The sequence below is a fragment of the Streptomyces sp. CHD11 genome, assembly GCF_018638295.1.
Lineage (GTDB): Bacteria > Actinomycetota > Actinomycetes > Streptomycetales > Streptomycetaceae > Streptomyces.
In genome coordinates, this window is the sequence record NZ_JABTTS010000012.1 from 19,652 (window position 1) to 42,787 (window position 23,136).

Annotated in this window: 24 protein-coding genes; 21 read left to right on the plus strand and 3 right to left on the minus strand. The window is 72.6% G+C overall.

Annotation, left to right across the window (positions count from 1 at the left end; genetic code table 11):
• Nucleotides 1-8: 8 nt before the first annotated feature.
• The 5 genes from HTV45_RS15405 (at nt 9) to HTV45_RS34825 (ending at nt 2,769) form a co-directional block, all read left to right on the plus strand.
• A complete protein-coding gene (locus HTV45_RS15405; protein WP_215206340.1) occupies nt 9-227 on the plus strand; it encodes a DUF397 domain-containing protein in 219 nt (72 codons plus the stop codon).
• A gap of 289 nt (nt 228-516) precedes the next feature.
• Complete coding sequence (locus tag HTV45_RS15410) at nt 517-1,383, plus strand: hypothetical protein (protein ID WP_215206341.1); 867 nt, start codon at nt 517-519, stop codon at nt 1,381-1,383.
• Between the two features lie 97 nt (nt 1,384-1,480).
• Nucleotides 1,481-2,140: a DUF433 domain-containing protein gene (locus HTV45_RS15415; protein WP_215206342.1), complete on the plus strand. Its 660-nt coding sequence runs from the start codon at nt 1,481-1,483 to the stop codon at nt 2,138-2,140.
• A complete protein-coding gene (locus tag HTV45_RS15420; RefSeq protein WP_215206343.1) occupies nt 2,130-2,516 on the plus strand; it encodes a toxin-antitoxin system, toxin component, PIN family protein in 387 nt (128 codons plus the stop codon). Before HTV45_RS15415 ends, HTV45_RS15420 begins: the two co-directional genes overlap by 11 nt.
• Nucleotides 2,517-2,646: 130 nt before the next feature.
• Nucleotides 2,647-2,769 carry a hypothetical protein gene (locus tag HTV45_RS34825; RefSeq protein WP_285899648.1) on the plus strand — a complete coding sequence of 41 codons (123 nt, stop codon included), beginning with the start codon at nt 2,647-2,649 and terminating at the stop codon, nt 2,767-2,769.
• A gap of 39 nt (nt 2,770-2,808) precedes the next feature.
• Here HTV45_RS34825 and HTV45_RS15430 read toward each other — a convergent pair whose 3' ends face one another.
• On the minus strand, nt 2,809-3,999 hold the full coding sequence (locus HTV45_RS15430; RefSeq protein WP_215206344.1) for a pyridoxal phosphate-dependent aminotransferase: 1,191 nt from the start codon (nt 3,997-3,999) through the stop codon (nt 2,809-2,811).
• Between the two features lie 139 nt (nt 4,000-4,138).
• Between HTV45_RS15430 and HTV45_RS15435 the strand changes: the two genes are divergently transcribed.
• The 16 genes from HTV45_RS15435 (at nt 4,139) to HTV45_RS15510 (ending at nt 20,350) form a co-directional block, all read left to right on the plus strand.
• Nucleotides 4,139-4,396: a hypothetical protein gene (locus tag HTV45_RS15435; protein ID WP_215206345.1), complete on the plus strand. Its 258-nt coding sequence runs from the start codon at nt 4,139-4,141 to the stop codon at nt 4,394-4,396.
• A gap of 405 nt (nt 4,397-4,801) precedes the next feature.
• A complete protein-coding gene (locus tag HTV45_RS15440; RefSeq protein ID WP_215206346.1) occupies nt 4,802-5,335 on the plus strand; it encodes a DUF2617 family protein in 534 nt (177 codons plus the stop codon).
• Nucleotides 5,336-5,394: 59 nt separating this feature from the next.
• Complete coding sequence (locus HTV45_RS15445) at nt 5,395-7,065, plus strand: polyamine aminopropyltransferase (RefSeq protein WP_215206347.1); 1,671 nt, start codon at nt 5,395-5,397, stop codon at nt 7,063-7,065.
• A gap of 85 nt (nt 7,066-7,150) precedes the next feature.
• Entirely contained in the window at nt 7,151-8,044 is an 894-nt protein-coding gene (locus tag HTV45_RS15450) for an SRPBCC domain-containing protein (RefSeq protein ID WP_215206348.1), read from the plus strand.
• A 162-nt stretch (nt 8,045-8,206) separates the two neighbouring features.
• A complete protein-coding gene (locus HTV45_RS15455) occupies nt 8,207-8,995 on the plus strand; it encodes an aldose 1-epimerase (protein ID WP_215206349.1) in 789 nt (262 codons plus the stop codon).
• Nucleotides 8,996-9,005: 10 nt separating this feature from the next.
• Nucleotides 9,006-9,554, plus strand: a complete 549-nt coding sequence (gene pyrE / locus HTV45_RS15460) for an orotate phosphoribosyltransferase (protein ID WP_215206350.1) — start codon at nt 9,006-9,008, stop codon at nt 9,552-9,554.
• A gap of 149 nt (nt 9,555-9,703) precedes the next feature.
• Nucleotides 9,704-10,735 (plus strand): class II fructose-bisphosphate aldolase, encoded by a 1,032-nt coding sequence (fbaA, locus tag HTV45_RS15465; RefSeq protein ID WP_215206351.1) that lies wholly within the window; start codon nt 9,704-9,706, stop codon nt 10,733-10,735.
• A 74-nt stretch (nt 10,736-10,809) separates the two neighbouring features.
• Nucleotides 10,810-12,279 (plus strand): MFS transporter, encoded by a 1,470-nt coding sequence (locus HTV45_RS15470; protein ID WP_215206352.1) that lies wholly within the window; start codon nt 10,810-10,812, stop codon nt 12,277-12,279.
• Between the two features lie 17 nt (nt 12,280-12,296).
• Nucleotides 12,297-12,710 carry a DUF3151 domain-containing protein gene (locus HTV45_RS15475; RefSeq protein WP_215206353.1) on the plus strand — a complete coding sequence of 138 codons (414 nt, stop codon included), beginning with the start codon at nt 12,297-12,299 and terminating at the stop codon, nt 12,708-12,710.
• Nucleotides 12,711-12,859: 149 nt separating this feature from the next.
• Complete coding sequence (locus HTV45_RS15480; RefSeq protein WP_215206354.1) at nt 12,860-13,690, plus strand: tryptophan 2,3-dioxygenase family protein; 831 nt, start codon at nt 12,860-12,862, stop codon at nt 13,688-13,690.
• Nucleotides 13,683-14,939, plus strand: coding sequence for a kynureninase (kynU, locus tag HTV45_RS15485; RefSeq protein ID WP_215206355.1), 1,257 nt, complete (start codon nt 13,683-13,685; stop codon nt 14,937-14,939). The genes HTV45_RS15480 and kynU overlap by 8 nt, the downstream gene beginning before the upstream one ends.
• A 160-nt stretch (nt 14,940-15,099) precedes the next feature.
• Nucleotides 15,100-15,975 (plus strand): alpha/beta hydrolase, encoded by an 876-nt coding sequence (locus HTV45_RS15490; protein ID WP_215206356.1) that lies wholly within the window; start codon nt 15,100-15,102, stop codon nt 15,973-15,975.
• 271 nt (nt 15,976-16,246) lie between these two features.
• Nucleotides 16,247-17,746: a histidine kinase gene (locus HTV45_RS15495; RefSeq protein WP_215206357.1), complete on the plus strand. Its 1,500-nt coding sequence runs from the start codon at nt 16,247-16,249 to the stop codon at nt 17,744-17,746.
• Entirely contained in the window at nt 17,743-18,408 is a 666-nt protein-coding gene (locus tag HTV45_RS15500) for a response regulator transcription factor (RefSeq protein ID WP_215206358.1), read from the plus strand. The genes HTV45_RS15495 and HTV45_RS15500 overlap by 4 nt, the downstream gene beginning before the upstream one ends.
• A gap of 40 nt (nt 18,409-18,448) precedes the next feature.
• A complete protein-coding gene (locus tag HTV45_RS15505; protein WP_215206359.1) occupies nt 18,449-19,669 on the plus strand; it encodes a cytochrome P450 in 1,221 nt (406 codons plus the stop codon).
• Nucleotides 19,670-19,756: 87 nt separating this feature from the next.
• A complete protein-coding gene (locus HTV45_RS15510) occupies nt 19,757-20,350 on the plus strand; it encodes a Uma2 family endonuclease (RefSeq protein ID WP_215206360.1) in 594 nt (197 codons plus the stop codon).
• A gap of 56 nt (nt 20,351-20,406) precedes the next feature.
• Here HTV45_RS15510 and HTV45_RS15515 read toward each other — a convergent pair whose 3' ends face one another.
• Both HTV45_RS15515 and HTV45_RS15520 read right to left on the minus strand, forming a co-directional pair.
• Nucleotides 20,407-22,068 carry an ABC transporter permease gene (locus HTV45_RS15515; protein WP_215206361.1) on the minus strand — a complete coding sequence of 554 codons (1,662 nt, stop codon included), beginning with the start codon at nt 22,066-22,068 and terminating at the stop codon, nt 20,407-20,409.
• On the minus strand, nt 22,065-23,033 hold the full coding sequence (locus tag HTV45_RS15520) for an ABC transporter ATP-binding protein (protein WP_215206362.1): 969 nt from the start codon (nt 23,031-23,033) through the stop codon (nt 22,065-22,067). Before HTV45_RS15520 ends, HTV45_RS15515 begins: the two co-directional genes overlap by 4 nt.
• Nucleotides 23,034-23,136 lie beyond the last annotated feature (103 nt).

A 23,136-nucleotide genomic window follows, 5' to 3' on the forward strand; every position in this document is an offset into this window, starting at 1 on the left:
CAACCCTCATGGAGCGAATGTCCCGTCCCGATCCGAGCGTCGCCGTGTGGCGCAAGAGCAGCTACAGCAATCAGGAGGGGGGCGACTGCGTGGAGATGGCAGGCGGAATCCCCGGCGTCGTCCCCGTTCGTGACAGCAAGGCCCCGCACGGTCCCGCGCTGTGCTTCGACGGCGCTTCCTGGGCGGCCTTCATAGGGGGGCTGAAGGCGGAACACCACCGTTCCTGAGTCTGCCGGGCCCCGGCGGCCGTCCGTCTCCCGGGCCCACCGGACCCTTGTCCGCGAGGGTCCGGTGGGCCACTGACCTCCCCAAAGAACCGGGAGAAAGAATTCCCCGCCCGCCCACCCTCCCGGCCGGAAGGCCCGCTTCACTCGTGCGGGTGACCGGCTTGCGGGTGCGGGACACGGGCGGTTACGTTCGCCGCGACAAGCTCGACGATCACCAAAAATTTCGGCCCCCGGCCAGGACTGGCATCCTGACCGAAGGCCTGACCGATCAGGAAGCAACACCTTCCCAATGGCTGACTCGCAGTTTAACGCGCGCCTGCGCGCCGACGCCGGAGCTCCGGCGTCCGGCGTGATCCACGTACGCACCCGCCTCACCGCCGACTTCACGGTGATCTCCAACGCCCTCGCCCAGCGGCGCGGCAGCGCGGTCACCATCGGCGTCGCCGTCTACATCGCCTCCCTGCCCGACGGCGCGCCCGTGAGCATCACCGCCCTGTGCGCGCACTTCACCGAGGGCGAGATCCTGATCTCCCGGGCCCTGCGGGAGCTGGAAGCCGCCGGTTACCTGGAACGCCGCCGGGTCCGGCTGCCCACCGGCCGGATCCGCACCCGTACGTACTTCTACGGCGTACCGGGCGGCCGTGTTCCGCGTCCGGAGCCCGACCCGGACCCGGACCCGGAGGGGCCATCCGGGCCGCCGCCCCCGCGGGAGCCCGACCAGCGGCCGACCACGGCACCGGCCACGGCGGAACCGGAGCCGTCTCCGACGCTCGCCGATGCCGATCCCCGCGCCGTCGCCGTGCTCGCCGCGCTCCACCGGGTCGATCCCCGGCTGCTGCTGTCCGTACGGGAAGCCGCACGGCTGGCACCGGCCGTCTCCCAGTGGCTCACGGCGGGCCTGGGGACGGTGCAGATCGTCAAGCTGCTGACCGAAGGCCTCCCCGACCGTTTCCTGACCCGCCCGGCGGGCATCCTCGCCTACCGCCTGCGCGAGACGCCACTGCCCGCCCCGCCCCTCTCACCCCCGCACCGCGACGAACGCCCCGCCGTCCTCCCCTTCCAGACCTGTGACGGCTGCGAGCGTGCCTTCCGCGCCCCGGAACCCGGACGGTGCCGAGGCTGTCGGTCGGAGAGCCGTCTCCATGCCGCCGCCTGAGCCGACGGGCCGGTGCGCGATCGGCCACCGGACGGGAAACTTGATGTGGGACTATGCGAAACCCGGGAGAGGACCCGACAGACGGTGGAGGTGGGGCATGACCGACCGGTTCAGGGACGGACTTCTGACTCCAACGGAAACAGCCTCCTACCTGGAGATCCCGCAGACGACGCTCGCCTCGTGGTTGAAGGGCAGGGCCGCTGGGGCGCCGCTGGTCCACCAGGTGGATCCACTTCCGCGCAAGGGGCAGCCCTCGGTGCCGTTCATCGCGGTGGCCGAGGCGCACGTTCTCCGCTCCCTCCGTACCCTGGGGCTGCGGATGAGCGAGATCAGAGAAGCGGCCGCCGCAGTACGGGCCGCCTTCGACACGCCCTACGGCCTTGTATCGAAGCGGATCGCGACAGACGGCGTGGACATCTTCGTCGAGCACGGGCTGGGGGACCTTCGCAGGGCCCGGGACGGTCAGGCGCCCATTCACGAGGTGGTCTCCGACTACCTCCGCTACCTGAACTGGGAGCCCGACGACGACTTTCCCTCCAGCCTGCGGCTCAGGCAGTACCCGGAGTCCGTCCCCGTCGTGATCGATCCGAGGTTCGGGCAGGGGAGACCCGTCGTGGCCGCCAATCGCGTCGCAGTCAAGGCCATCACCGACCTCTGGGAGGCCGGGGAAAGTGTCGAGGACATCGCCTACGACTTCGACATGACACCTGAGCAGGTGGACGCGTTGTGCCGGGCAGTGGTGCGCCTTGCCGCCTGAGTTCTTCCTCGACCGCAACCTCGGGCGCCGCGTCGCGGAAGGGCTGAGGGCGTGCGGTTGGACCGTTCACCGCATCGGGGATGTCTTTCCCAACGACGCACAGGACATCGCTGACGAGGATTGGATCGCTCACGGCCTCGGCCAGTCATGGGTGCCGATCTCGAAGGACGGACGCATCAAGAGCCGTGATCGCGAGATCCAGCCGGTGCTTGAAAGGGGAGCGGTGCTTTTCTACCTCGACAACCAGCAACTGCCCAGCGCCGAGATGGTCGGGCGGTTCGACACACACCGCGAGGCCATTCACCGGGCCGTGGCCAGGGGCGGCCCTGCGGCTTACGCGGTACGGCGCGATCGAATCGAACGCACCTGGCCGTGAAGAGGATCGTGGCCCAAGCGCCCGAGGTGTTCCCGTGGGTGCGTCACCTGGACGATGAAGAGGTCAGGAGTTCACCGGCGAGTTCCTGGACGCGCTGTCCGACGCCGCAGACCTGGACGCCAGGGAGGCTGTGCATCGAGCGATCGTCTCGTGGCGGGCAACCGCCCGTATCAACGCGGACCCCGACCAGCTGAGGGACGCGCTGCGCCCGCTCGACGGCGACGCTCTCGGCCCGGTCGAGGTGGGTGGGTGAGTCCGAAGAAGGGAGAACGGGTCAGCGTCCCGCCACCCGTCAGGGTGCGAGCCGCTTGAAGCGGGCGACTGCCTCCTCCAGCACGGACGTCTTCTTGCAGAAGGCGAATCGGACGAAGGGGGCGCCCATCTCGCGGTGGTCGTAGAAGACGGCCGTGGGGACGGCGACGACGCCCGCGCGTTCGGGCAGGGCGCGGCAGAAGGCGATGCCGTCGGTCTCGCCCAGGGGGCGGATGTCGGCGGTGATGAAGTAGGTGCCCATGGGGCGGTAGACCGTGAGGCCCGCTTCCTCCAGGCCGGACGCGAGGAGGTCGCGCTTGGCCCACAGGTCGTCCCGGAAGCCGGTGAAGTACGACCCGGGCAGGGCGAGGGCCTCGGCGACCGCGTACTGGAAGGGGCCGGCGGAGACGTAGGTCAGGTACTGCTTGGCCGAGCGGACCGCCGTCACCAGGGGCGGGGCGGCGGTGATCCAGCCGACCTTCCAGCCGGTGAAGGAGAAGGTCTTGCCCGCGCTGGAGATGGTGACCGTGCGGTCCCGCATGCCGGGGAGGGTGGCCAGGGGGATGTGTTCGGCGTCGTCGAAGACCAGGTGCTCGTAGACCTCGTCGGTGACCACCAGGAGGTCGCGTTCGACGGCCAGTTCGGCGATGGCGGTCAGTTCCCCGCGGGTGAGGACGGTGCCGGTCGGGTTGTGCGGGGTGTTGAGCAGGAGCAGGCGGGTGCGGTCCGTGACGGCGTCGCGCAGCTCGTCGAGGTCCAGGTGGAAACGGCCCTCGCGGGGGCGGAGGGTGACGGGGACACGGGTGCCGCCGGCCATGGCGATGCAGGCCGCGTAGGAGTCGTAGTACGGCTCGAGGGCGATCACCTCGTCGCCGGGTTCCACCAGGGCGAGCAGGGCGGCCGCGATGGCCTCGGTGGCACCCGCGGTGACCAGGACCTCGGTGTCCGGGTCGTAGGAGAGGCCGTAGCGGCGCAGTTGGTGCGCGGCGACGGCGGTGCGCAGTTCGGGGATGCCGGGGCCCGGCGGGTACTGGTTGCCGCGGCCGTCGCGCAGGGCCCGTACGGCGGCCTCCCTGACCTCCTCGGGGCCGTCGGTGTCGGGGAAACCCTGGCCCAGGTTGATCGCTCCGGTCCGCAGCGCCAGGGCGGACATCTCGGCGAAGACCGTCGTGCCGAACTCGGCGAGGCGGCGGTTCAGGAGGGGGCGCGCGCTGGAGGTCATGGCCGCCATCCTGAGCCCAACCTCTGGACTTCCTCAACTCTGCTTTGGGCCGCGTGGGCGGGGGCATCTCCCGGTCACGCACGTGAGCGAGGCGCCCACGGGGGGCTGCTTCGGGGGATCACGGGGGACTCGAGAGGAGGGTGACGCCATGACCTTCGGCATCATCCTGGCGGTGATCGTCCTGCTGTTCGTCAGTTCCGGTGTCGTCGGCAGGCGCAGGGCCGCCCGGCCGGCCGGCGGCCGCCGGGGCAGGAACAAGGGCAGTTGGTGGGCCGACAACGGGAGCGGCGGGAGCGGCGGGGGCAGTGGGGGCGCCGGCTGTGGTTCGTCCTCCGGCGGGGGCTCGTCCTGCGGAGGCGGGTCGTCCTGCGGGGGCGGCGGCGGATGCGGCGGCGGAGGGGGCTGACACGGGGCAGCTCGCCTCCGCTTCGGGGGAAGGCGCGTCCGCGCCGGCGGGGTCCGCATCTGGGGCGGGCCCCGCCGTGGTGTGCACGGGGGCGGGGGACTCCGGCTCCGGTCGGCCGCGGTGCGCCGGCCGCGCGATGGCGTACGCCGGCACCCGGAGGCGTACTCAGAGGTTGAACAGGTGAACTGAGGAGCCCCCCAAGGGATGGAAAGCTCACGAAGTTGGGTAAAAACGCTGTGGTGGCACCACAGTTCATGATTCCCTATAAATCACCAGCGCAGCCCTCGGACTGCCCGCGGACCTTTCTTCCGGCCGGGCGACCGGGCTGACGGGCCGAGTTCCCCGGTACGCCCGGGGCGCGCGAAACCCTTCCTCCCTCTCCTTGTGTGCTAGCGGAGCCGATCCATGCTCACGACCCTGAACACCGCCTATTCCGACACCCGCGCGGCCGACCTCGCCTGGGCCCTGGGGCGCGAGCCGCTCCCGGCGCTGGCCACGCTGGACCTCGAACTGACCGGGGCGAAACTCCAGTTGCGCCTGCTGGGCGCGTCCCATCAGGTGCTGGTGGAGGAGGAGCAGGGCCTCTGTTCGGAGACGGTGGCGTGCATTCCGGGCAGCAGTACGCCGCTTCCGCTGGGGGTGGCCAAGCGGGTGGGTGACTGGGAGTACGAGTTCGCCGCCCGGGTGGAGGTGCTGGCTCCGGGTTCCTTCGCGGGCCGGGCGCAGGAGCTGCTGGCGCTGGTCGCCGACCACCCGCAGGGTCTCGCCGGAGTGTTCCCGGGCGATCCGCACGCGTTCACGGCGATGCTCGCCCAGCGGTGCGGGGGCCGGATCCACTGGCGGACCTGGCACGCCTACCCGCAGGACGGTCAGCTCGTTGCCACGCGGACCAGGGTCGGGGTGCGGGCGATGGCCCCTTCGGTCGCGGGCCGGGCCTAAACAAAATTCACGCGTGTGGGTGACGTTGCGCGATGGGACGGTGACGTAACGTCGCTGGGGTGATCGAACCGCACGCCCCCGCGCCACCCGGCGACACGCAGCCCTGGGACCGGCCCGGAGGTGAGGCGGAGAGCCCGCTGCGGCTGCCGGTGCGGCAGGACACCGGGCGGTTCCTGGTCCTCGCGGGCGTGTTCGTCTGTGCGGCCTGCGGACTGGTGTACGAGCTGGAACTGGTCGCGCTCGCCACGTACTTGATGGGTGACTCGGTCGCCCAGACCTCCGTCGTGCTGTCCGTGATGGTCTTCGCGATGGGCATCGGCTCCCTCGCCGCGAAGCGGCTGCGGCGGCACGCGGCGGCCGGCTTCGGTGCCGTCGAGGCGGTCCTCGCGCTGGTCGGCGGATGCAGCGCGATGGCCCTGTACGCCGTCTTCGCCTGGACGGGTGACTGGGGCGGCGTCTGGGCGCACGGCCCGCGCACCCTGCTGGTCGCCTTCTCCCTGGCCACCGGCCTGCTGATCGGGGCGGAGGTGCCGCTGCTGATGGAGCTGATCCAGCGGATCCGCCGGCAGGACGCGGGCGGCGCGGTGGCCGATCTGTCCGCCGCGGACTATGTCGGCGCCCTGGTGGGTGGGCTCGCCTTCCCCTTTCTTCTCCTGCCGCTGCTCGGCCAGTTGACCGGTGCGCTGATCACCGGGGCGGTGAACGCGGTCGTCGGCGGGGCGCTGGTGCTCGGGCTGTTCCGTCGGGACCTCACGCGCCGGGCCCGCCGGCTGCTGGTGGCGGGCAACGTGTGCGTGCTGGTGGTCCTCGGCTCCGCCGCCGTCCTGGTCGACGACTTCGAACGGGCGGCCCGGCACGCCATGTACGGCCCGGACGTACGGGTGGCCCTGCACACCGACGTCCAGGAGGTACTGCTCACCGGCGGGCGGGACGGGCGGCCGCTGAACCTGTTCCTCGACGGGCGGCTGCGGGTCAGCGGCCGGGACGAGCTCCGCTACCACGAGGCGCTGGTGCACCCCGCGATGAACGGGCCGCACGCGCGGGTGCTCGTCCTCGGCGGAGGCGACGGACTGGCCGTGCGCGAGGTGCTGCGCCACACCGGTGCGCGCCGGGTCGACGTCGTCGAACTCGACGCGGGTGTGGTGCGGCTGGCCCGCCGGGACCCGGCGCTGTCCGCGCTGAACGCGGGTGCCCTCGACGACCCCCGCGTGCGCGTGACCACCGCGGACGCTTTCGACTGGCTGCGGGGGGCGCCCCCGGCGGCGTACGACGTGGTGGTCTCGGACCTGCCGCACCCCGGGATCACCGCGAGCACCAAGCTGTACTCGCAGGAGTTCTACGGGCTGGCCCGGCGCGTACTGGCGCCCGGCGGGCGGCTCGTGGTGCACGGGGGCGCGGTGGAGCACCGGACCCGCGACTTCTGGACGGTGGACTCCACGGTCCGCGCGGCGGGCTTCCACACCACCGCGTACCGCGTGCGCGGCCGGCAGGCCGGATACGCCGCCGGGCCCGACCGCAGTCCCCCGGGCGCCGCCCGCACGCACCGCGACTGGGGGTTCGTGCTCGCGGCAACCCGCCCCCCGCCGGACCAGCCGAGCCTGGACCCGTCCGGGCCGCGCCCCCGCACGCTCACCGACGCCTCCCTCGCGGCGGACGCCCGTGCCGCCGAGGAGACCCGGGTACGAGGTCTGCCGGCGTCCACGCTGATCCACCCGCGGTACACCGGCTGAGCCCCTACCGCGTTCCGTACCGACGCGCCGTGACTTCCCGCCGACGGGGGTGCAGCCCCGCGTCGGCTGGGTAGGCTCCGCACTCATGGAGCACGAGGTGTTCGTTCCGGTCGGCGAGGAGCGGCTCAGGAAGGTGCTGGACGACCCCGCGCGGGTCGCCCGGGCGGTGCCCGGGCTCCAGCACGACGCGGGCGCGGATCCCGTCGCCGGCCGTCTGAAGGTCCGCGTCGGCAGCCACTCCGTCACCTACCGGGGGGCCGTACGGGTGTCCGCGCGGGACGACGGTACGTACACCGTCGAGGGCGAGGCGTCGGAGACCCGGGGCAGCGGCACGGTGAAGCCCGCGCTCCGGCTGCGCCTGGCACCCGCCGACTCCTCCGGCACGACCCTCACCATCACCGGCACGGCCACGGCCGACGGGCGTGTCACGGAGTTCCCCCGGGAGGCGGTGGCGGCGGCGGTGGCCAGGCTGCTGACCCGTTTCGCGGAGAACCTGGGCGCGGCGGCGGCGGAACCGCCGGTCCCACCCCCGGCGGCCCCGGAACCCGCCGCCGACGCCGAGCCCGAGTCCCCGGAACTCCTGTCCACGGGGGACTTCGAGCCACAGGCCACCACCGACTTCGAGACCACCCCGGACGCGGACGACACCCCGCCTCCCCCGCCCGGACCGGACGAGCCCGCCCCGGACGCGGACAGCGCCTCCGTCTTCGACACGGAGATCCCGCCGCCCTCACTCGACGCCCTCGAGGACGGCGAGGACGGCGACGACTCCGTCGCGGAGGCGGCCCACGCCCGGCGGACGATGATCGGCCGCAGCGCCGAGGAGGTGGACCACGCCCCGCCCCGCGGCCGCTACGCCCCCGTCCCCGCCCCGCAGACCGTCTCCACCGCCACCTCGCTGCGCTGGGCCGCCCCGGCGGCGGCCCTGGCGGTCGCCTCGGCCGTCGTGGCGGTCCGGGCCCTGCGCCGGCGCCGCTGAGCCCAGCCGGGCGGGCGGGGGACGACGACGGCGGCACACCGCCTCCGTCTGCCGGCACGGTGGGATCGCGCAGCGGCACCGGTGGGTCCGCGCACCGGCACCGTTGGCGGACCGGGCACCGGCACCGGCGTGCCCCCTTGATCGTCCCAGTAGGGTCGTCGTGTGAGTAACGAACACATCACGCTGACCGCGGGCGACGCGGAAGTGGACGTGCTGCCGGGGAACGGCGGGCGGGTCGGTGGGCTGCGGGTCGGGGGCGTGGAGCTGCTGCGGCAGGGAGAGCGGTTCGGGTGTTTCCCGATGGTGCCCTGGTGTGGACGGATCCGTGAGGGACGGTTCCGCGACGGCGCCGTCGTGCGGCAGATGCCGCTCAACGCCCCGCCGCACGCGATCCACGGCACCGCCCGCGACGCCGCCTGGCGCACCGCCCGTACCGGTGCCGAGGAGGCCGTCCTCACGTACGACCTCGCGGAACCGTGGCCGTACGCGGGCCGGGTGACGCAGCAGATCACGCTCGGCGAGGGGTCCCTGACCCTGACGATGGGCGTGGAGACGTACGAGTCGTCCTTCCCGGCGCAGATCGGCTGGCACCCCTGGTTCCGCCGCAGCCTCGGCGGCGAGGACGTGCGGATCGGCTTCGAGCCCGCCTGGCAGGAGGAGCGCGGGGAGGACCATCTGCCGACCGGGCGGCGGATCGATCCGCGGCCGGGGCCCTGGGACGACTGCTTCGGCATGCCCGCGGGCGTGGACGTCACCCTCACCTGGCCGGGGCAGCTGCGGCTGGAGGTGACCAGTCCGGAGCAGTGGGTCGTCGTGTACGACGAGCAGCGCGAGGCGGTCTGCGTGGAGCCGCAGACCGGGCCGCCCGACGGGCTGAACACCCACCCGCGCCTGGTCACCCCCCTGGAGCCGCTGGAGGCCTCGACGACCTGGACGTGGACCCGCCTCTAAGCTGACCGGCATGACGGACACACGCGGCGCGCTGCTGCAGCAGATCAAGGACAAGGCCGTGGTGCACGGCAAGGTGACCCTCTCCTCCGGTCTGGAGGCCGACTACTACGTCGACCTGCGCCGCATCACGCTCGACGGCGAGGCCGCCCCGCTGGTCGGGCAGGTGCTGCTGGACCTGACCGCGGAGCTGGAGTTCGACGCGGTGGGCGGGCTGACCATGGGCGCCGACCCGGTCGCGGCCGCCATGCTGCACGCCGCCGCCGCGCGGGGCCGGAAGCTGGACGCGTTCGTCGTGCGCAAGGCCGCCAAGGCGCACGGGCTGCAGCGGCGCGTCGAGGGCCCGGACATCGCGGGGCGCCGGGTGCTCGTCGTCGAGGACACCTCCACCACCGGCGGCTCCCCGCTGACCGCCGTCGAGGCCGTGCGCGAGGCCGGCGCGGAGGTCGTGGGCGTCGCGACCATCGTGGACCGGGCGACCGGTGCCGCCGAGAAGATCCGGGAGGGCGCCGGGGTCCCGTACCTCTTCGCCTACGCCAAGGACGAGCTGGGCCTCGACTGACGGCCGTCCGCCGACCAGTGGGCGGACGGCGGGATGGACCTTCCGGCCGAGTCTGGAAGGATGGGCGCGACAATGACGTCGCTTCCAAGGTTCCAGGTCAGGGCCGACAGTACGCAGTACGCCATACCGCACGCTTAAGGAGCGGACAGATGCCCATCGCAACTCCCGAGGTCTACAACGAGATGCTGGACCGGGCGAAGGCGGAGAAGTTCGCCTACCCGGCCATCAACGTCACGTCGTCGCAGACCCTGCACGCGGCACTGCGCGGCTTCGCCGAGGCGGAGAGCGACGGCATCGTCCAGATCTCCACGGGCGGCGCCGAGTTCCTGGGCGGCCAGCACAGCAAGGACATGGTGACCGGCGCGGTCGCCCTGGCCGAGTTCGCGCACATCGTCGCCGAGAAGTACGACGTCAACATCGCCCTGCACACCGACCACTGCCCGAAGGACAAGCTCGACGGGTACGTACGCCCGCTGCTCGCGGTGTCCGAGGAGCGCGTCAAGGCCGGCCGCAACCCGCTGTTCCAGTCCCACATGTGGGACGGCTCCGCGGAGACCCTCGCGGACAACCTGTCCATCGCCCGGGAGCTCCTCGAGCGCGCCCGCGCCGCGAAGATCGTCCTCGAGGTCGAGATCACCCCGACCGGCGGTGAGGAGGACGGCGTCACGCACGAGATCAACGACTCCCTCTACACCACGGTCGACGACGCGCTGCGCACCGCGGAGGCCCTCGGCCTCGGTGACAAGGGCCGCTACCTGCTCGCCGCGTCCTTCGGCAATGTGCACGGCGTGTACAAGCCGGGCAACGTCGTCCTCCGCCCCGAGCTGCTGAAGGAGCTCAACGCGGGCGTCGCCGCCAAGTACGGCAAGCCGGCCGGCGCCCAGCCGTTCGACTTCGTCTTCCACGGCGGCTCCGGCTCCACCCCGGAGGAGATCCTCACCGCGCTGGAGAACGGCGTCGTGAAGATGAACATCGACACCGACACCCAGTACGCCTTCACGCGCCCGGTCGCCGACCACATGTTCCGCAACTACGACGGCGTCCTGAAGGTCGACGGCGAGGTCGGCAACAAGAAGATCTACGACCCGCGCACCTGGGGCAAGCTGGCCGAGGCGTCCATGTCGGCCCGCGTCCTTCAGGCCTGCCAGAACCTGCGTTCGACGGGCACCCGGATCAAGTAATCCGCCCGCACCACGCCCGCACCACGGAAACCCGGTACCGCTCGCGGTGCCGGGTTCTTCCGTATGCTCGCCGCATGCCCGACGTCCGGCTGGCCACACCGCAGGGCAAGTGGATCCTCCTCACCACGGTGCTCGGTTCCAGCATGGCCCTGCTCGACTCCACCGTGGTCAGCGTGGCCCTCCCGCGCATCGGCCGCGACCTCGACGCCGACCTCGCCGCGCTGCAGTGGACCGTCAACGCGTACATGGTCACGCTGGCCGGGCTGATCCTGCTCGGCGGGGCGCTGGGCGACCGGTTCGGCCGGCGCAGGGTGTTCGTGGTGGGCGTGCTGTGGTTCGCCGCGGCCTCACTGCTGTGCGGGCTCGCCCCGAACGCCGCTCTGCTCGTCGTGGCCCGCGCGCTCCAGGGCGTCGGCGGGGCGCTGCTCGTCCCCGGCTCGCTCGCCCTCATCCAGGCATCCTTCCACCCCGACGACCGGGGCCGCGCGGTCGGGCTGTGGTCCGGGTTCGGCGGGATCGGCGCGGCGGTCGGCCCGTTCGTCGGCGGCTGGCTGGTCGACGGTCCCGGCTGGCGCTGGGTGTTCCTCCTCAACGTGCCGCTCGCCCTGCTGTGCGCGCCCGTCGCCGTACGCCATGTGCCGGAGTCGTCCGGCCGGAAGGCCGAGGGCCGGTTCGACGTCCTCGGCGCGGCGCTCGGCGCGATCGCCCTCGCGCTGGTGACGTACGCGCTGATCGAGGCCGAGTCGGGGTCCGTGCTGGTGGCCTTCTCGGCCGTCGCGGGTCTGGCCGCCGCGGTCGCCTTCGTCCTCGTCGAGAAGCGCCGTTCGGCCCCGATGATGCCGCTGGACATCTTCGCCTCCCGCCAGTTCTCGGCGGTCAACATCGTCACCCTGTGCGTGTACGCGGCCTTCGGCGGCTTCTTCTTCCTCGCCGCGCTCCAGCTCCAGGTCGTCGTCGGCTGGTCCGCCCTCGCCGCCGGCACGGCGCTGCTACCCACGACCGCGCTGATGCTGCTGCTCTCCGCCCGTTCGGGGGAGCTGGGCGACCGGATCGGCCCGCGCATCCCCCTCACCGTCGGACCGCTGCTGTGCGCGGCCGGGATGCTGCTGATGCTGCGGGTCGGGCCGGGCGCCTCGTACCCGGCCGAGGTGCTGCCCGCGCTGCTGGTGCTCGGCCTCGGCATGGTCACCCTGGTCGCCCCGCTGACCGCGACCGTCCTCGCCTCCGTGGAGACCGAGCGGGCGGGCCTGGCCAGCGGCATCAACAACGCAGCCGCCCGCGCGGCCGGCCTGGTCGCGGTGGCGGCGCTGCCGCTGCTCGCCGGGATGGGCCCGGACGCGTACCGGCTCCCCGACGCCTTCGACGACGCGTTCCGGCGGGCGATGGTGCTGTGCGCGGGAGTCCTGGTGGCGGGCTCCGCCCTCGCCTTCTGGACCGTACGCCGTCCCACCCCGGACTGCCCCCGGCCGGAGTGCCGCACGCACGGCAGTGTGGCGGTGCCTCCGCTGGAGGCGGGGGAGCGGCGCGACGGCGAGGCACGCTGATGTACGAGACTGGACCCATGTCGATTCACGAGAACCTCCTCGGGGGCCCGCCCCCGACCCACCTTCCCGACGACCCCGGCCCGCGCGAACTGCTCGCCTCGGGCACCTCGCCCGCCGACGTCGCCGCCCAGCACCCCACCTCCTCGCTGGCCTGGGCCCGGCTGGCCGACGAGGCGTTCGAGCGCAGCAGCGTCGTCGAGTCGTACGCGTACGCCCGTACGGGCTACCACCGCGGGCTCGACGCGCTGCGCCGCAGCGGCTGGAAGGGCCACGGGCCCGTGCCGTGGGAGCACGAGCCCAACCGCGGCTTCCTGCGCGCCCTGCACGCCCTCGCCCGTGCCGCGCGGACGATCGGCGAGCAGGAGGAGTACGAGCGCTGCTCGCAGTTCCTGAAGGACTCCTCGCCGACGGCGGCGCAGGTCCTGGGCTGAGCCGTCACACCACCGTGGCCCGCCTGTGAGCAGGCGGGCCTTGCGGTTTCGGGGGACGATTGCGCAGGATGCACCGTGGGGACCGGGGCCCCCGTGCCGGTAACGGCAGGGGCGGACCGCTACCCGGAGTACACGTACAGGAGACAGCGATGTCCCACCAGGCTCATGAGCCGGAGACCCCGCATCTCGACTTCCAGGGAACGACCCCCTACGAGGACTACGTCAAGGCCGATGTCCTCGCCCACCTCCAGCACACCCTCTCCGACGATCCCGGAGAGATGGTCTTCCTGGTCACCACCCAGGTGATGGAGCTGTGGTTCACCGTCATCGTCCACGAGTGGGAGACCGCGGCGAAGGCGCTGCGCGAGGACGACGTGCCGACCGCGACCGACGCGCTGAAGCGGTCCGTGCGGGAGCTGGAGGCGCTGAACGCCTCCTGGACGCCGCTGAGCGGGCTCACCCCGGCGCAGTTCAACTCCTACCGCGGCGCCCTCGGCGAGGGCTCCGGCTTCCAGTCGGCGATGTACCGGCGCATGGAGTTCCTGCTCGGCGACAAGTCCGCGTCCATGCTGGTCCCGCACCGGGGCGCGCCGCGGGTGCACGCCGAACTGGAGAAGGCGCTGCACGAGCCGAGCCTGTACGACGAGGTGCTGCGGTTCCTCGCGCGGCGCGGGCACCCCGTCCCGCAGGACGTGCTGCGGCGCGACGTGTCGAAGAAGTACGAGCCGTCGGCGCAGGTGGAGGCGGTCTGGACGGCCGTCTACTCCGGTGACGAGCGCGGCGAGGTGGCCCGCCTCGGTGAGGCGCTGACCGATGTCGCCGAGCTGGTGTGGCGCTGGCGCAACGACCATCTGGTCGCCACCCGCCGCGCGATGGGCTCGAAGACCGGCACGGGCGGCTCCGCCGGGGTGGCCTGGCTGGAGAAGCGGGCGCGGAACAACGTGTTCCCCGAGCTGTGGACGGCACGGTCCTATGTCTGAGCCGGCGGAGAAGGCAGCGAAGGCAGCGAAGGCAGCGAAGGCGGAGAAAGCGCAGAAGCTCGACGCCTCCGACGAACTGGCGGGCAAGCGCGCCGAGTTCGTGCTCGACGACGTCGTCTACCTGGACGGCAACTCGCTGGGCGCGCTGCCGGCGGCCGTCCCCGGACAGGTCGAGGACGTGGTGCGCCGGCAGTGGGGCGAACTGCGTATCCGGTCCTGGACCGAAGGCGGCTGGTGGACGGCGCCGGAGCGGATCGGCGACCGGATCGCGCCGCTGGTCGGCGCGGCGGCCGGACAGATCGTGGTCGGCGACTCGACGAGCGTCAATGTGTTCAAGGCGCTGGTGGGCGCGGTGCGGCTGGCACGGCTGACGGACCGCGGGGGTCCCGGGCGGGAGCGGGACGAGATCGTGGTCGACGCGACCACCTTCCCCACCGACGGCTACCTCGCCGCGTCGGCCGCCCGGATGACCGGCTGCACGCTCCGTCCGGTGGCCCCGTCCGACGTCCCGGGCGCGCTGGGGGAGCGTACGGCCGCCGTGCTGCTCAACCACGTCGACTACCGCACCGGCCGGCTGCACGACCTGCCGTCACTGACGGCGGCGGTGCACGCGGCGGGGGCGCTGGTGGTGTGGGACCTGTGCCACAGCGCGGGCGCGCTGCCGGTGGGGCTGGACGAGCACGGCGTGGATCTGGCGGTCGGCTGTACCTACAAGTACCTGAACGGCGGGCCGGGTTCGCCGGCGTTCCTGTATGTGCGCGCCGGTCTGCAGGACCGTTTCGACTCGCCGCTGCCCGGCTGGAACTCCCACGCGGAGCCCTTCGGCATGCGCGCGGACTACGCGCCGGCGGAGGGCGCGGTGCGCGGGCGGGTCGGCACGCCGGACATCCTCTCCATGCTCGCCCTGGAGGCGGCGCTGGGAGTCTGGGACGGGGTGAGCGTCGACGCGGTCCGTGCCAAGTCGCTGGCGCTGACGGACTTCTTCCTGGAGTGCGTCGGGGAGTACGTCCCCGAGGGCCGGGTCGAGTGCGTGACACCGCGTGCGCACGCGGAGCGGGGCAGCCAGATCGCGCTGCGCTGCCCGGACGCCGGTGAGGTGATGCGGCGGCTGATCGAGCGGGGCGTGGTCGGCGACTTCCGGCAACCGGACGTGCTGCGCTTCGGGTTCACGCCGCTGTACGTCGGCTTCGCGGAGGTGGAGCGGGCGGCGCGGGTGCTGGCGGAGACGCTGGCGGAGACGCCGGCGTAGGCCGCGGTCGGGGCGGCACCTCGGGGAGCCGCCCCCGATCCCGCTGACCGAGCGTGACATCCGCATGTCGGGGCACGTGGGCGTGCTGATACCGTCCCGGCCAAACGGCCGTGTTCTCGCCCGGTCCGTCGAACTACGGTGTATCGCTGAGAGGTTGAGCATGACGGACGACGTCGCAGCCGCACGGGCCGCAGCCGAGGAGGAGTCGGCCCTGTCCCACCGGCCCGTGGACCCCGACGCCACGGCGGCCTACGGCGACGGCCCGGATCAGCTGATCGACTTCTACGCGCCGCGCGGGACGGGCGGGCCGGGGCCCGCGCCCGTCGTCGTGGTCCTGCACGGCGGTGCCTGGCGGGCGCCCTACGACCGGCGGCACATCAGTCCGTTCGCGGCCTTCCTGGCCGGGCGGGGCTTTGCCGTGGCCAGTGTCGAATACCGGCGCGGTGCGGCGGAGCAGGGCGGCGGGGACCCGGTCGCCGGACGGTGGCCCGACACGTTCGACGATGTCGCCGCCGCGCTGGACGCGCTGCCGGCGCTGGTGCGGCGCCATCTGCCGCAGGCGGACGCCCGGCGGGTCGTCCTCACCGGGCACTCGGCCGGGGGCCATCTGGCGCTGTGGGCCGCCGCCCGGCATCTGCTTCCGGCCGACGCCGTATGGCGCACCGACGGGCCCCCGCCGCTGCGTGGCATCGTGGCGCTCGCGCCGATCGCCGATCTCGCGGTCGCCGACAAGCTCGGCGTGTGCGGGGACGCGGTGCGGCAGCTCCTCGGCGGGGACGACGGGTTCACCGAGCGCCGCCCCTACGCCGACCCGGTGCTGCTGTTGCCCACCGGGATTGCCACCACCCTGGTGCAGGGCCGCGCCGACACCGATGTCCCGCAGGCGGTCGCCGAGTCGTATGCGGAGGCGGCGGCGAAGGCGGGGGAGCTGGTGGGGGTGACGCTGCTGGAGGACGTCGGGCACTTCCCGCTGATCGACCCGGCGGCGGGCGCGTGCGCGGTGGTGGCGGAGGAGATCGCCCAGCTCGCCTGGTGAGGCTCGGCCCGCGGGACCGCACCCAGGCGGCGGTGTTCGCTTAGGAGTCCGGGCGGTCCGCCCCTCGGGGTACTGACCCTCCGGGTACTGACCCTCCGGGTGCCGACGTCCGGGTGGCGACGTCCGGGTGTCGATCCTCGGGGTGCCGCCCCCGGGTGGCCGATGTCGGGTGTCGGCCCTGGGGCACTGGCCCCCGGGTCCCGACGCCCCGGTGCTGCCCCCGGCCCCCGGCCCCGGGTGCCGGTCTCGGCGTACTGACGCGTAACCCGCCGTGACCCGCGTAGTACCTGAGACGGACGGCCGGGAACCCGTCTCAGCGGGGACGACCGCGACCACCCGGTCGGCCTACCGTGTGAGCGTGACCGAGACGACGCACCAGCAGCACCCGGGCGCCCCGCGCGGCGACGGGGACGGAACCGGGGCCCGCAGCCCGGAGTACCGGCTGGCCCAGAACTCCCTGCGGGGACTGCGCCAGGACCTGTTCCACGACGCCTTCGCCTACCGGCCGCTGCCGCCCCGGCGCACGGACGGCCCGTTCGTCCGACGGCTGCCCGCACGGCTGCGCTCCGCCGCGCAGCACCTCCCGCACGCGGTCGTCGGAGCGGTGGCGCTGCTCGCCATGACGGCCGGCGCCCTGTCGAGCGGCCTGCCCGGCGGGGATGTACCGGCCCTGCTGGTCGGCATCCTGTGCGCGCTGCCCGTGCTCGCCACGCTGGTCCGGCCGGTCGGCGCGTTCTGGCTGTCCCTCGCCGTGACCCCGGTGGCCGCGGTCCTGGGCGGCAGCGGCAGCGACTGGCCGTGGATGCCCGGCGCGTTCATCTGCCACCTGGCGGTGGTGGTGATCGTGGCCCTGCGCACCCGGCCGCGCACCGCCGCCTGGATGTGGGTCCTGACCGCCGGGTACGCCTTCTTCTCCGACGTCTTCTTCGGCGGTTCGTACTACTACACCAACGGCGCACCCATGATGGTGACGTCCGCCTTCGCCCTGCTCGTGGTCTGTCTGTGGCACGTCCGTCACACGGCCCAGCAGGAGGTGACCGCCCAGCAGACGGTCACCGCGCACGAGCGGTCCCGGCGCACGGCGCTGGAGGAGCGCACCACCATCGCCCGTGAGCTGCACGATGTGGTGGCCCACCACATGTCGGTGGTCGCCATCCAGGCCGAGGCCGCGCCGTACCGGGTGGAGAACCCGCCGCCGGAGCTGGAGCGCGCCTTCGCCACCATCCGGGAGAACGCGGTCGCCGCCCTCACCGAGCTGCGCCGGATCCTCGGCGTGGTCCGCGCGGAGGACTATGAGGCCCCGGACGCCCCGCAGCCCACCCTCGCCGCCCTGGAGGCCCTGCTCGTCAACGTGCGCGGCGCCGGCCTCGAGGTGGAGAAGGTGGTGACCGGCGCGGTGCGGGAGCTGCCGCAGGGGGTGGAGCTGTCGGCGTACCGGATCGTGCAGGAGGCGCTGAGCAACAGCCTGCGGCACGCGCCCGGCGCGAGCGCCCGGGTCGAGATCGGGTACGTACTCGGGGGGCTGGGCGTGCGCGTCGTCAACGGCCCGGCTCCCGCACCGAACCTGGTGAAGCCCGTCCGTCACCCGGCCACCGCCGCCGAAGGAGGGCTGCGCCCGCCCTCTCCGACGGGCGCCGGTCACGGCCTCACCGGCATGCGCGAGCGGGTCACGATGCTGAACGGCGAGATGACGGCCGGCCCGGCGGAGGACGGCGGCTACGAGGTCGCCGTGTTCCTGCCGGTCGCCACGGTGAACGAAGGTGACGCATGACCATCCGGGTTCTGATCGCGGACGATCAGATGATGGTGCGCGAGGGCTTCTCGGTCCTGCTGGGCGCGATGCCCGACATCGAGGTCGTCGGTGAGGCGGTCAACGGCCGGGAGGCGGTCGAGCGGGTCCGTGAGCTCGCCCCCGATGTCGTCCTGATGGACATCCGCATGCCGGAGATGAACGGAATCGAGGCGACCCGGGAGATCGTCGCCTCGGACGGCGCGGCGAAGGTGCTCGTGCTGACCACCTTCGACCTCGACGAGTACGTCTACCAGGCGCTGCGCGCGGGCGCCTCCGGCTTCCTCCTCAAGGACGCCTCCGCCCGTCAGCTCGCCGACGGGGTACGGGTCGTCGCGTCCGGTGAGGCGCTGCTGGCCCCCACGGTGACCAGGCGGCTGATCACCGAGTTCTCCAAGCTGTCCGAGGCGCCGCGGCTGATGCCGTCCGCGCAGGCGGCGTACGGGGACCTGACCGAGCGCGAGACGGAGGTGCTGGTGCTGATCGCCCAGGGCCTGTCCAACTCGGAGATCGCCGAGCGGCTGGTGGTCGCCGAGTCGACGATCAAGACACACGTGAGCCGCATCCTGGTGAAACTGGGTCTGCGCGACCGCACCCAGGCGGCGGTGTTCGCGTACGAGGCACGGCTGGTCACGCCGGGCTGACCCCCTGGTCAGCGGCCGGTTTCCGGGCTACCGTCCGCTCATGGCAGCCCTTGACGACCTCGCCTTCGACCCGTGGGACCCGGCGTTCGTCACCGACCCCTACCCCGCCTACGCCGAGCTGCGCGAACGGGGCAGGGTCCGGTACTTCGAGCCGACGAACCAGTGGCTGGTGCCTCACCACGCGGACGTCTCGGCCCTGCTGCGCGACCGGCGCCTGGGCCGGACGTATCTGCACCGCTTCACCCACGAGGAGTTCGGCCGCACACCGCCCCCGCCGGAGCACGAGCCGTTCCACACCCTCAACGACCACGGCATGCTCGACCTCGAACCGCCGGACCACACCCGCATCCGGCGCCTGGTGTCGAAGGCGTTCACCCCGCGCACGGTGGAGCGCCTGGGGCCCTACGTCCACAAGCTCGCCAGGGACCTGGTGGCCGCGCTGGTCGAGGCGGGCGGCGGCGATCTGCTCACGGACGTCGCCGAACCCCTCCCGGTCGCGGTGATCGCCGAGATGCTGGGCATCCCCGAGGCGGACCGGGCCCCTTTGCGCCCCTGGTCGGCGGACATCTGCGGAATGTACGAGCTGAAGCCGTCCGGGGACGCGGCGGCGAGGGCGGTCCGCGCGTCGGCCGAGTTCTCGGACTACCTGCGCGCGATCATCGCCGAGCGCCGCAAGAACCCCGGCGACGACCTGATCTCGGGCCTGATCGCCGCCCACGACGAGGACGACCGGCTCACCGAGCAGGAGATGATCTCCACCTGCGTGCTGCTGCTGAACGCAGGCCACGAGGCGACCGTGAACTCCACGGTCAACGGCTGGTGGGCGCTGTTCCGCCACCCCGGCCAGCTGGCCGCCCTGCGCGCCGACCACTCCCTCGTCCCCTCGGCCGTGGAGGAGCTGCTGCGTTACGACACCCCGCTCCAGCTGTTCGAGCGCTGGGTCCTGGACGAGATCGAGATCGACGGGCAGGTGATCCCCAGGGGTGCGGAGATCGCGCTGCTCTTCGGCTCCGCCAACCACGATCCGGCGGTCTTCACCGACCCGTCCCGGCTGGACCTGGCCCGCGCCGACAACCCGCACATCTCCTTCAGCGCCGGCCTCCACTACTGCATCGGCGCCCCCCTGGCCCGTATCGAACTCGCCGCCTCCATGACGGCCCTGCTGGAGCAGGCCCCGGCACTGCGGCTCGCGGCGGAACCGAAGCGGAAACCGAACTTCGTGATCAGGGGCCTGGAAGGGCTGGCCGTGGAGGTGGGGTGATCACCCGTACGGATGATCACCGGTCGATCTCGGGTGAGGGACGTGGATGGCTCGTCAAGCTGGTGTCTGCCTGCGGAGGGAGGCACCATGACGGTTATGGCAGAGCGCGCGTCATCTCAGTTGTCGGTGGACATGTTCGAGCGGATTGCCGAATTTGCCGAGCGTGAGGACGAGACCGTCAGGTTCGAGTTCATCAACGGACGGATCGGGCTCAGGAAAGTGACCAACGGCAATCACGGCGCGATCATTATGTGGCTGGTCCGTCAGTGCATGCAGGCCAGGCCCGAACTCGATCTCAGTCCCGTGCAGGGGCTGAAGGTGGAGTCCTACCGCAAGGGCCGTGCTCTGCCGGACGCGGTGCTCGCCCCTGTCGCCCACTTCGCGGGGCAGGGGGACTGGGCAGACACCAAAGGCGTGCTGATGACGGTGGAGGTCACCTCCTTCGACTCGGACACGCACGAGCGCGACCGTGTGGAGAAGCCCCAGGCGTACGCCGAATCCGGGATCCCCGTCTACCTGCTGATCGACCGCGACCGTCGCTCGGTCCTCGTACACAGTGACCCGGACCCGGTGGTCGGCTACCGGAACGTCCAGAAGCGCCAGGTGGGCAAGAGGGTCGTGCTTCCCGACCCCGTCGGTATCGCATTCGATACCGAGGGGCTCAAGCCGTACATGGACTGATGGCCCGTGTTGCCGGGCGCGTTTCGTCGGGGAGGAGAAGCACGACCGGCCGCGGCCTACTTCGTCTCGAGGTCCCGCCGTCCAAAGCCCGTCAGGCCCAGCCACACCAGGGCCGCGGCGACGAGGGTGAGCAGGAACAGCGGGGTCCAGTTCATGTCCGCGGCGGGAAGCCGGGGGATGTGGCCGAAGGGGGAGATGTTGTTCATCCAGTCCGGGAACTGGAGGATCTGGCCGAGGTAGCCGACCACGAAGGCGTACACGGGCACCAGCCAGGCCGCCTGGCTCGCCCCGGGGAACCAGCCGAAGAGGACCACGGTCACCCCGACGGTGACCCACAGGGCCGGTGCGTAGGCGAGGGCCGCACCCGTCAGGTCCGGTACCAGCCCGGCGTCACCGGTCGAGGCCGCGCCGGCGATGCCGAAGCCGAGCCCCGCCAGCAGCAGCACGACCGTGCCGCCGCCCAGGGCCACGGCCAGGTGGCCGCCGACCCAGCGGGAGCGCGAGAGGCCGGTGGCGAGCAGCGCTTCGGCGCGGCCCGCCGTCTCCTCGGAACGGGGCCGCAGGGCCGCCATCACGACGTACACCGCCGCCACGACCGTCAGGACGACCATGACCATCGAGGCGAAGGACTCGACGACGCTCGCCCCGCCGAGGCGTTCCAGGGCCTCCTCGATCTCGTCGATGCCCGCCAGCATCTCCTCGGCGTCCCCGAGGATCGACCCGTACATCGCGCCCATCAGGAACAGGCCGGCGCCGAAGCCGGTCAGCATGCCGCGGTGCAGGCGCAGGGCGAAGCCGACCGGTGTGGTGAGCGCGGCGGAGGCCGTCGGGCTGCCCAGCTTCTCCGGGCGCAGGCCCGCGCCCACGTCGCGCAGGGTGGACAGCCGGAACCCCGCCGCCGCGCACGCCACCGCGAACAGCAGGCACAGCAGCAGTGGCCACCAGCGGTTGTCGACGTAGGGGTAGCTGCGCTGCACCCAGCCGATCGGGGAGAGCCAGGACAGGGTGTCGCTCGTGCCGCTGTCGCCGGCGGCGCGCAGTACGTAGGCGACGCCGATGACCGCGAGCGCCATGCCGGACGCCCCGCGGGTGTGCGCGGTGACCTGGACGGTGATCGCGGCGACGGCGGCGAAGACGAGGCCGGCGGCGGCGTGGGCGAAGCCGTAGACCAGTGAGCCGGCCGTGTCGATGCCCTCCATGCCCAGGCCGGTCAGGCCGAGGGCCAGCAGCAGGGCGAGGGCGAGGTTGGCCAGGACCGCGACGGAGAGGGCGGCGGCGAGCTGGGCGTGCCGGCCGACGACGGTCGAGCGCACCAGCTCGGCGCGGCCGGTCTCCTCCTCCGCGCGGGTGTGCCGGGTGATGACCAGCACGCTCATGAGGCCGACGAGGACGGCCGTGAAGCCGATCATCTGGTGGCTCAGGATGGAGCCGAAGCCGTCGTCGACGAGGTAGTGGCGGGGGCCGGACAGGGCCAGGCCCGCCGGGCTGTCCACGCTCTCGACGGCGTTCGCCCGGTCCTGCGGGTCGCTGTAGAGGGTGCGGAAGCTGTTCGCCGTCATCAGGGTGCTCAGGAACAGGGCCAGGATCCAGACCGGGAGCCGGATCCGGTCCCGGCGCAGCGCGAAGCGGATCAGGGTCCGGGTGCCGGCCAGCGCGTTGCCGCCCGCGACCGGCGCGGCGGGTGCCCGGGTGTCGGGAGCGGCGGTCACGGAGGTCATCGCGGCGCTCCGTCCGTGCCCTGTCCGGCGCCCTGTCCGGCGCCCTGACCGGCGCCGTGCCCGTTGGCGGTGAGCTCGTCGCCGTAGTGGCGCAGCATCAGTTCCTCCAGCGTGGGCGGATGGCTGACCAGGCTGCGGACGCCGGAGTCGGTGAGCGCGCGGACCGCGGCGCCGACCTGTGCGCCGTCGACGGTGAAGCGGACCCGGCCGGTGGCCTCGTCGACGGTCACCAGGTCGTGGACGCCGGGCAGGCCGGCCAGACCGGTGGCCGGCTGCTCGGTCTCCGCCTCGATGGTGGTGCGGGTCAGATGGCGCAGTTCGCCGAGGGTGCCGGACTGGACGGCGCGTCCCAGCCGGATGATGCTCACGCGGTCGGCGAGCTTCTCCACCTGGGCCAGGATGTGGCTGGAGAGCAGGACGGTCTTGCCGGCGGCCTTGGCCTCACCGATGACGTCCTGGAAGACGACCTCCATGAGCGGGTCCAGTCCCGAGGTCGGTTCGTCGAGGAGCAGCAGCTCGGCGTCGGAGGCGAGGGCGGCGACGATGGCGACCTTCTGCCGGTTGCCCTTGGAGTAGGCGCGGCCCTTCTTGGTCGGGTCCAGGTCGAAGCGCTCGACGAGTTCGGCGCGCCGCTTCCTGTCCAGCCCGCCGCGCAGCCGCGCCAGCAGGTCGATGGCCTCGCCGCCGGTGAGGCCCGGCCAGAGCTCCACGTCGCCGGGTACGTAGGCGAGGTGCCGGTGGAGCTCCACGGAGTCCGTCCACGGGTCCCGGCCGAGCACCCGGGCGGTCCCGGAGTCGGCGCGCAGCAGTCCGAGCAGCACGCGGATGGTGGTCGACTTGCCGGAGCCGTTGGGCCCGAGGAAGCCGTGGACCTCCCCGGCCTCGACACTCAGGTCGAGTCCGTCCAGTGCGTGGGTCCGGCCGAACGACTTGCGCAGTCCGGACACGGTGATGGCCTTGGTCATGTGTCGGAACGTACGCTCCCTTCACAAGATTGTGAAGTTAAGGAAGCGTATAAACGCTCGTTAGACTGATCCGGGATGGCCGAGCAGTCCGAGCAGTCCGAGC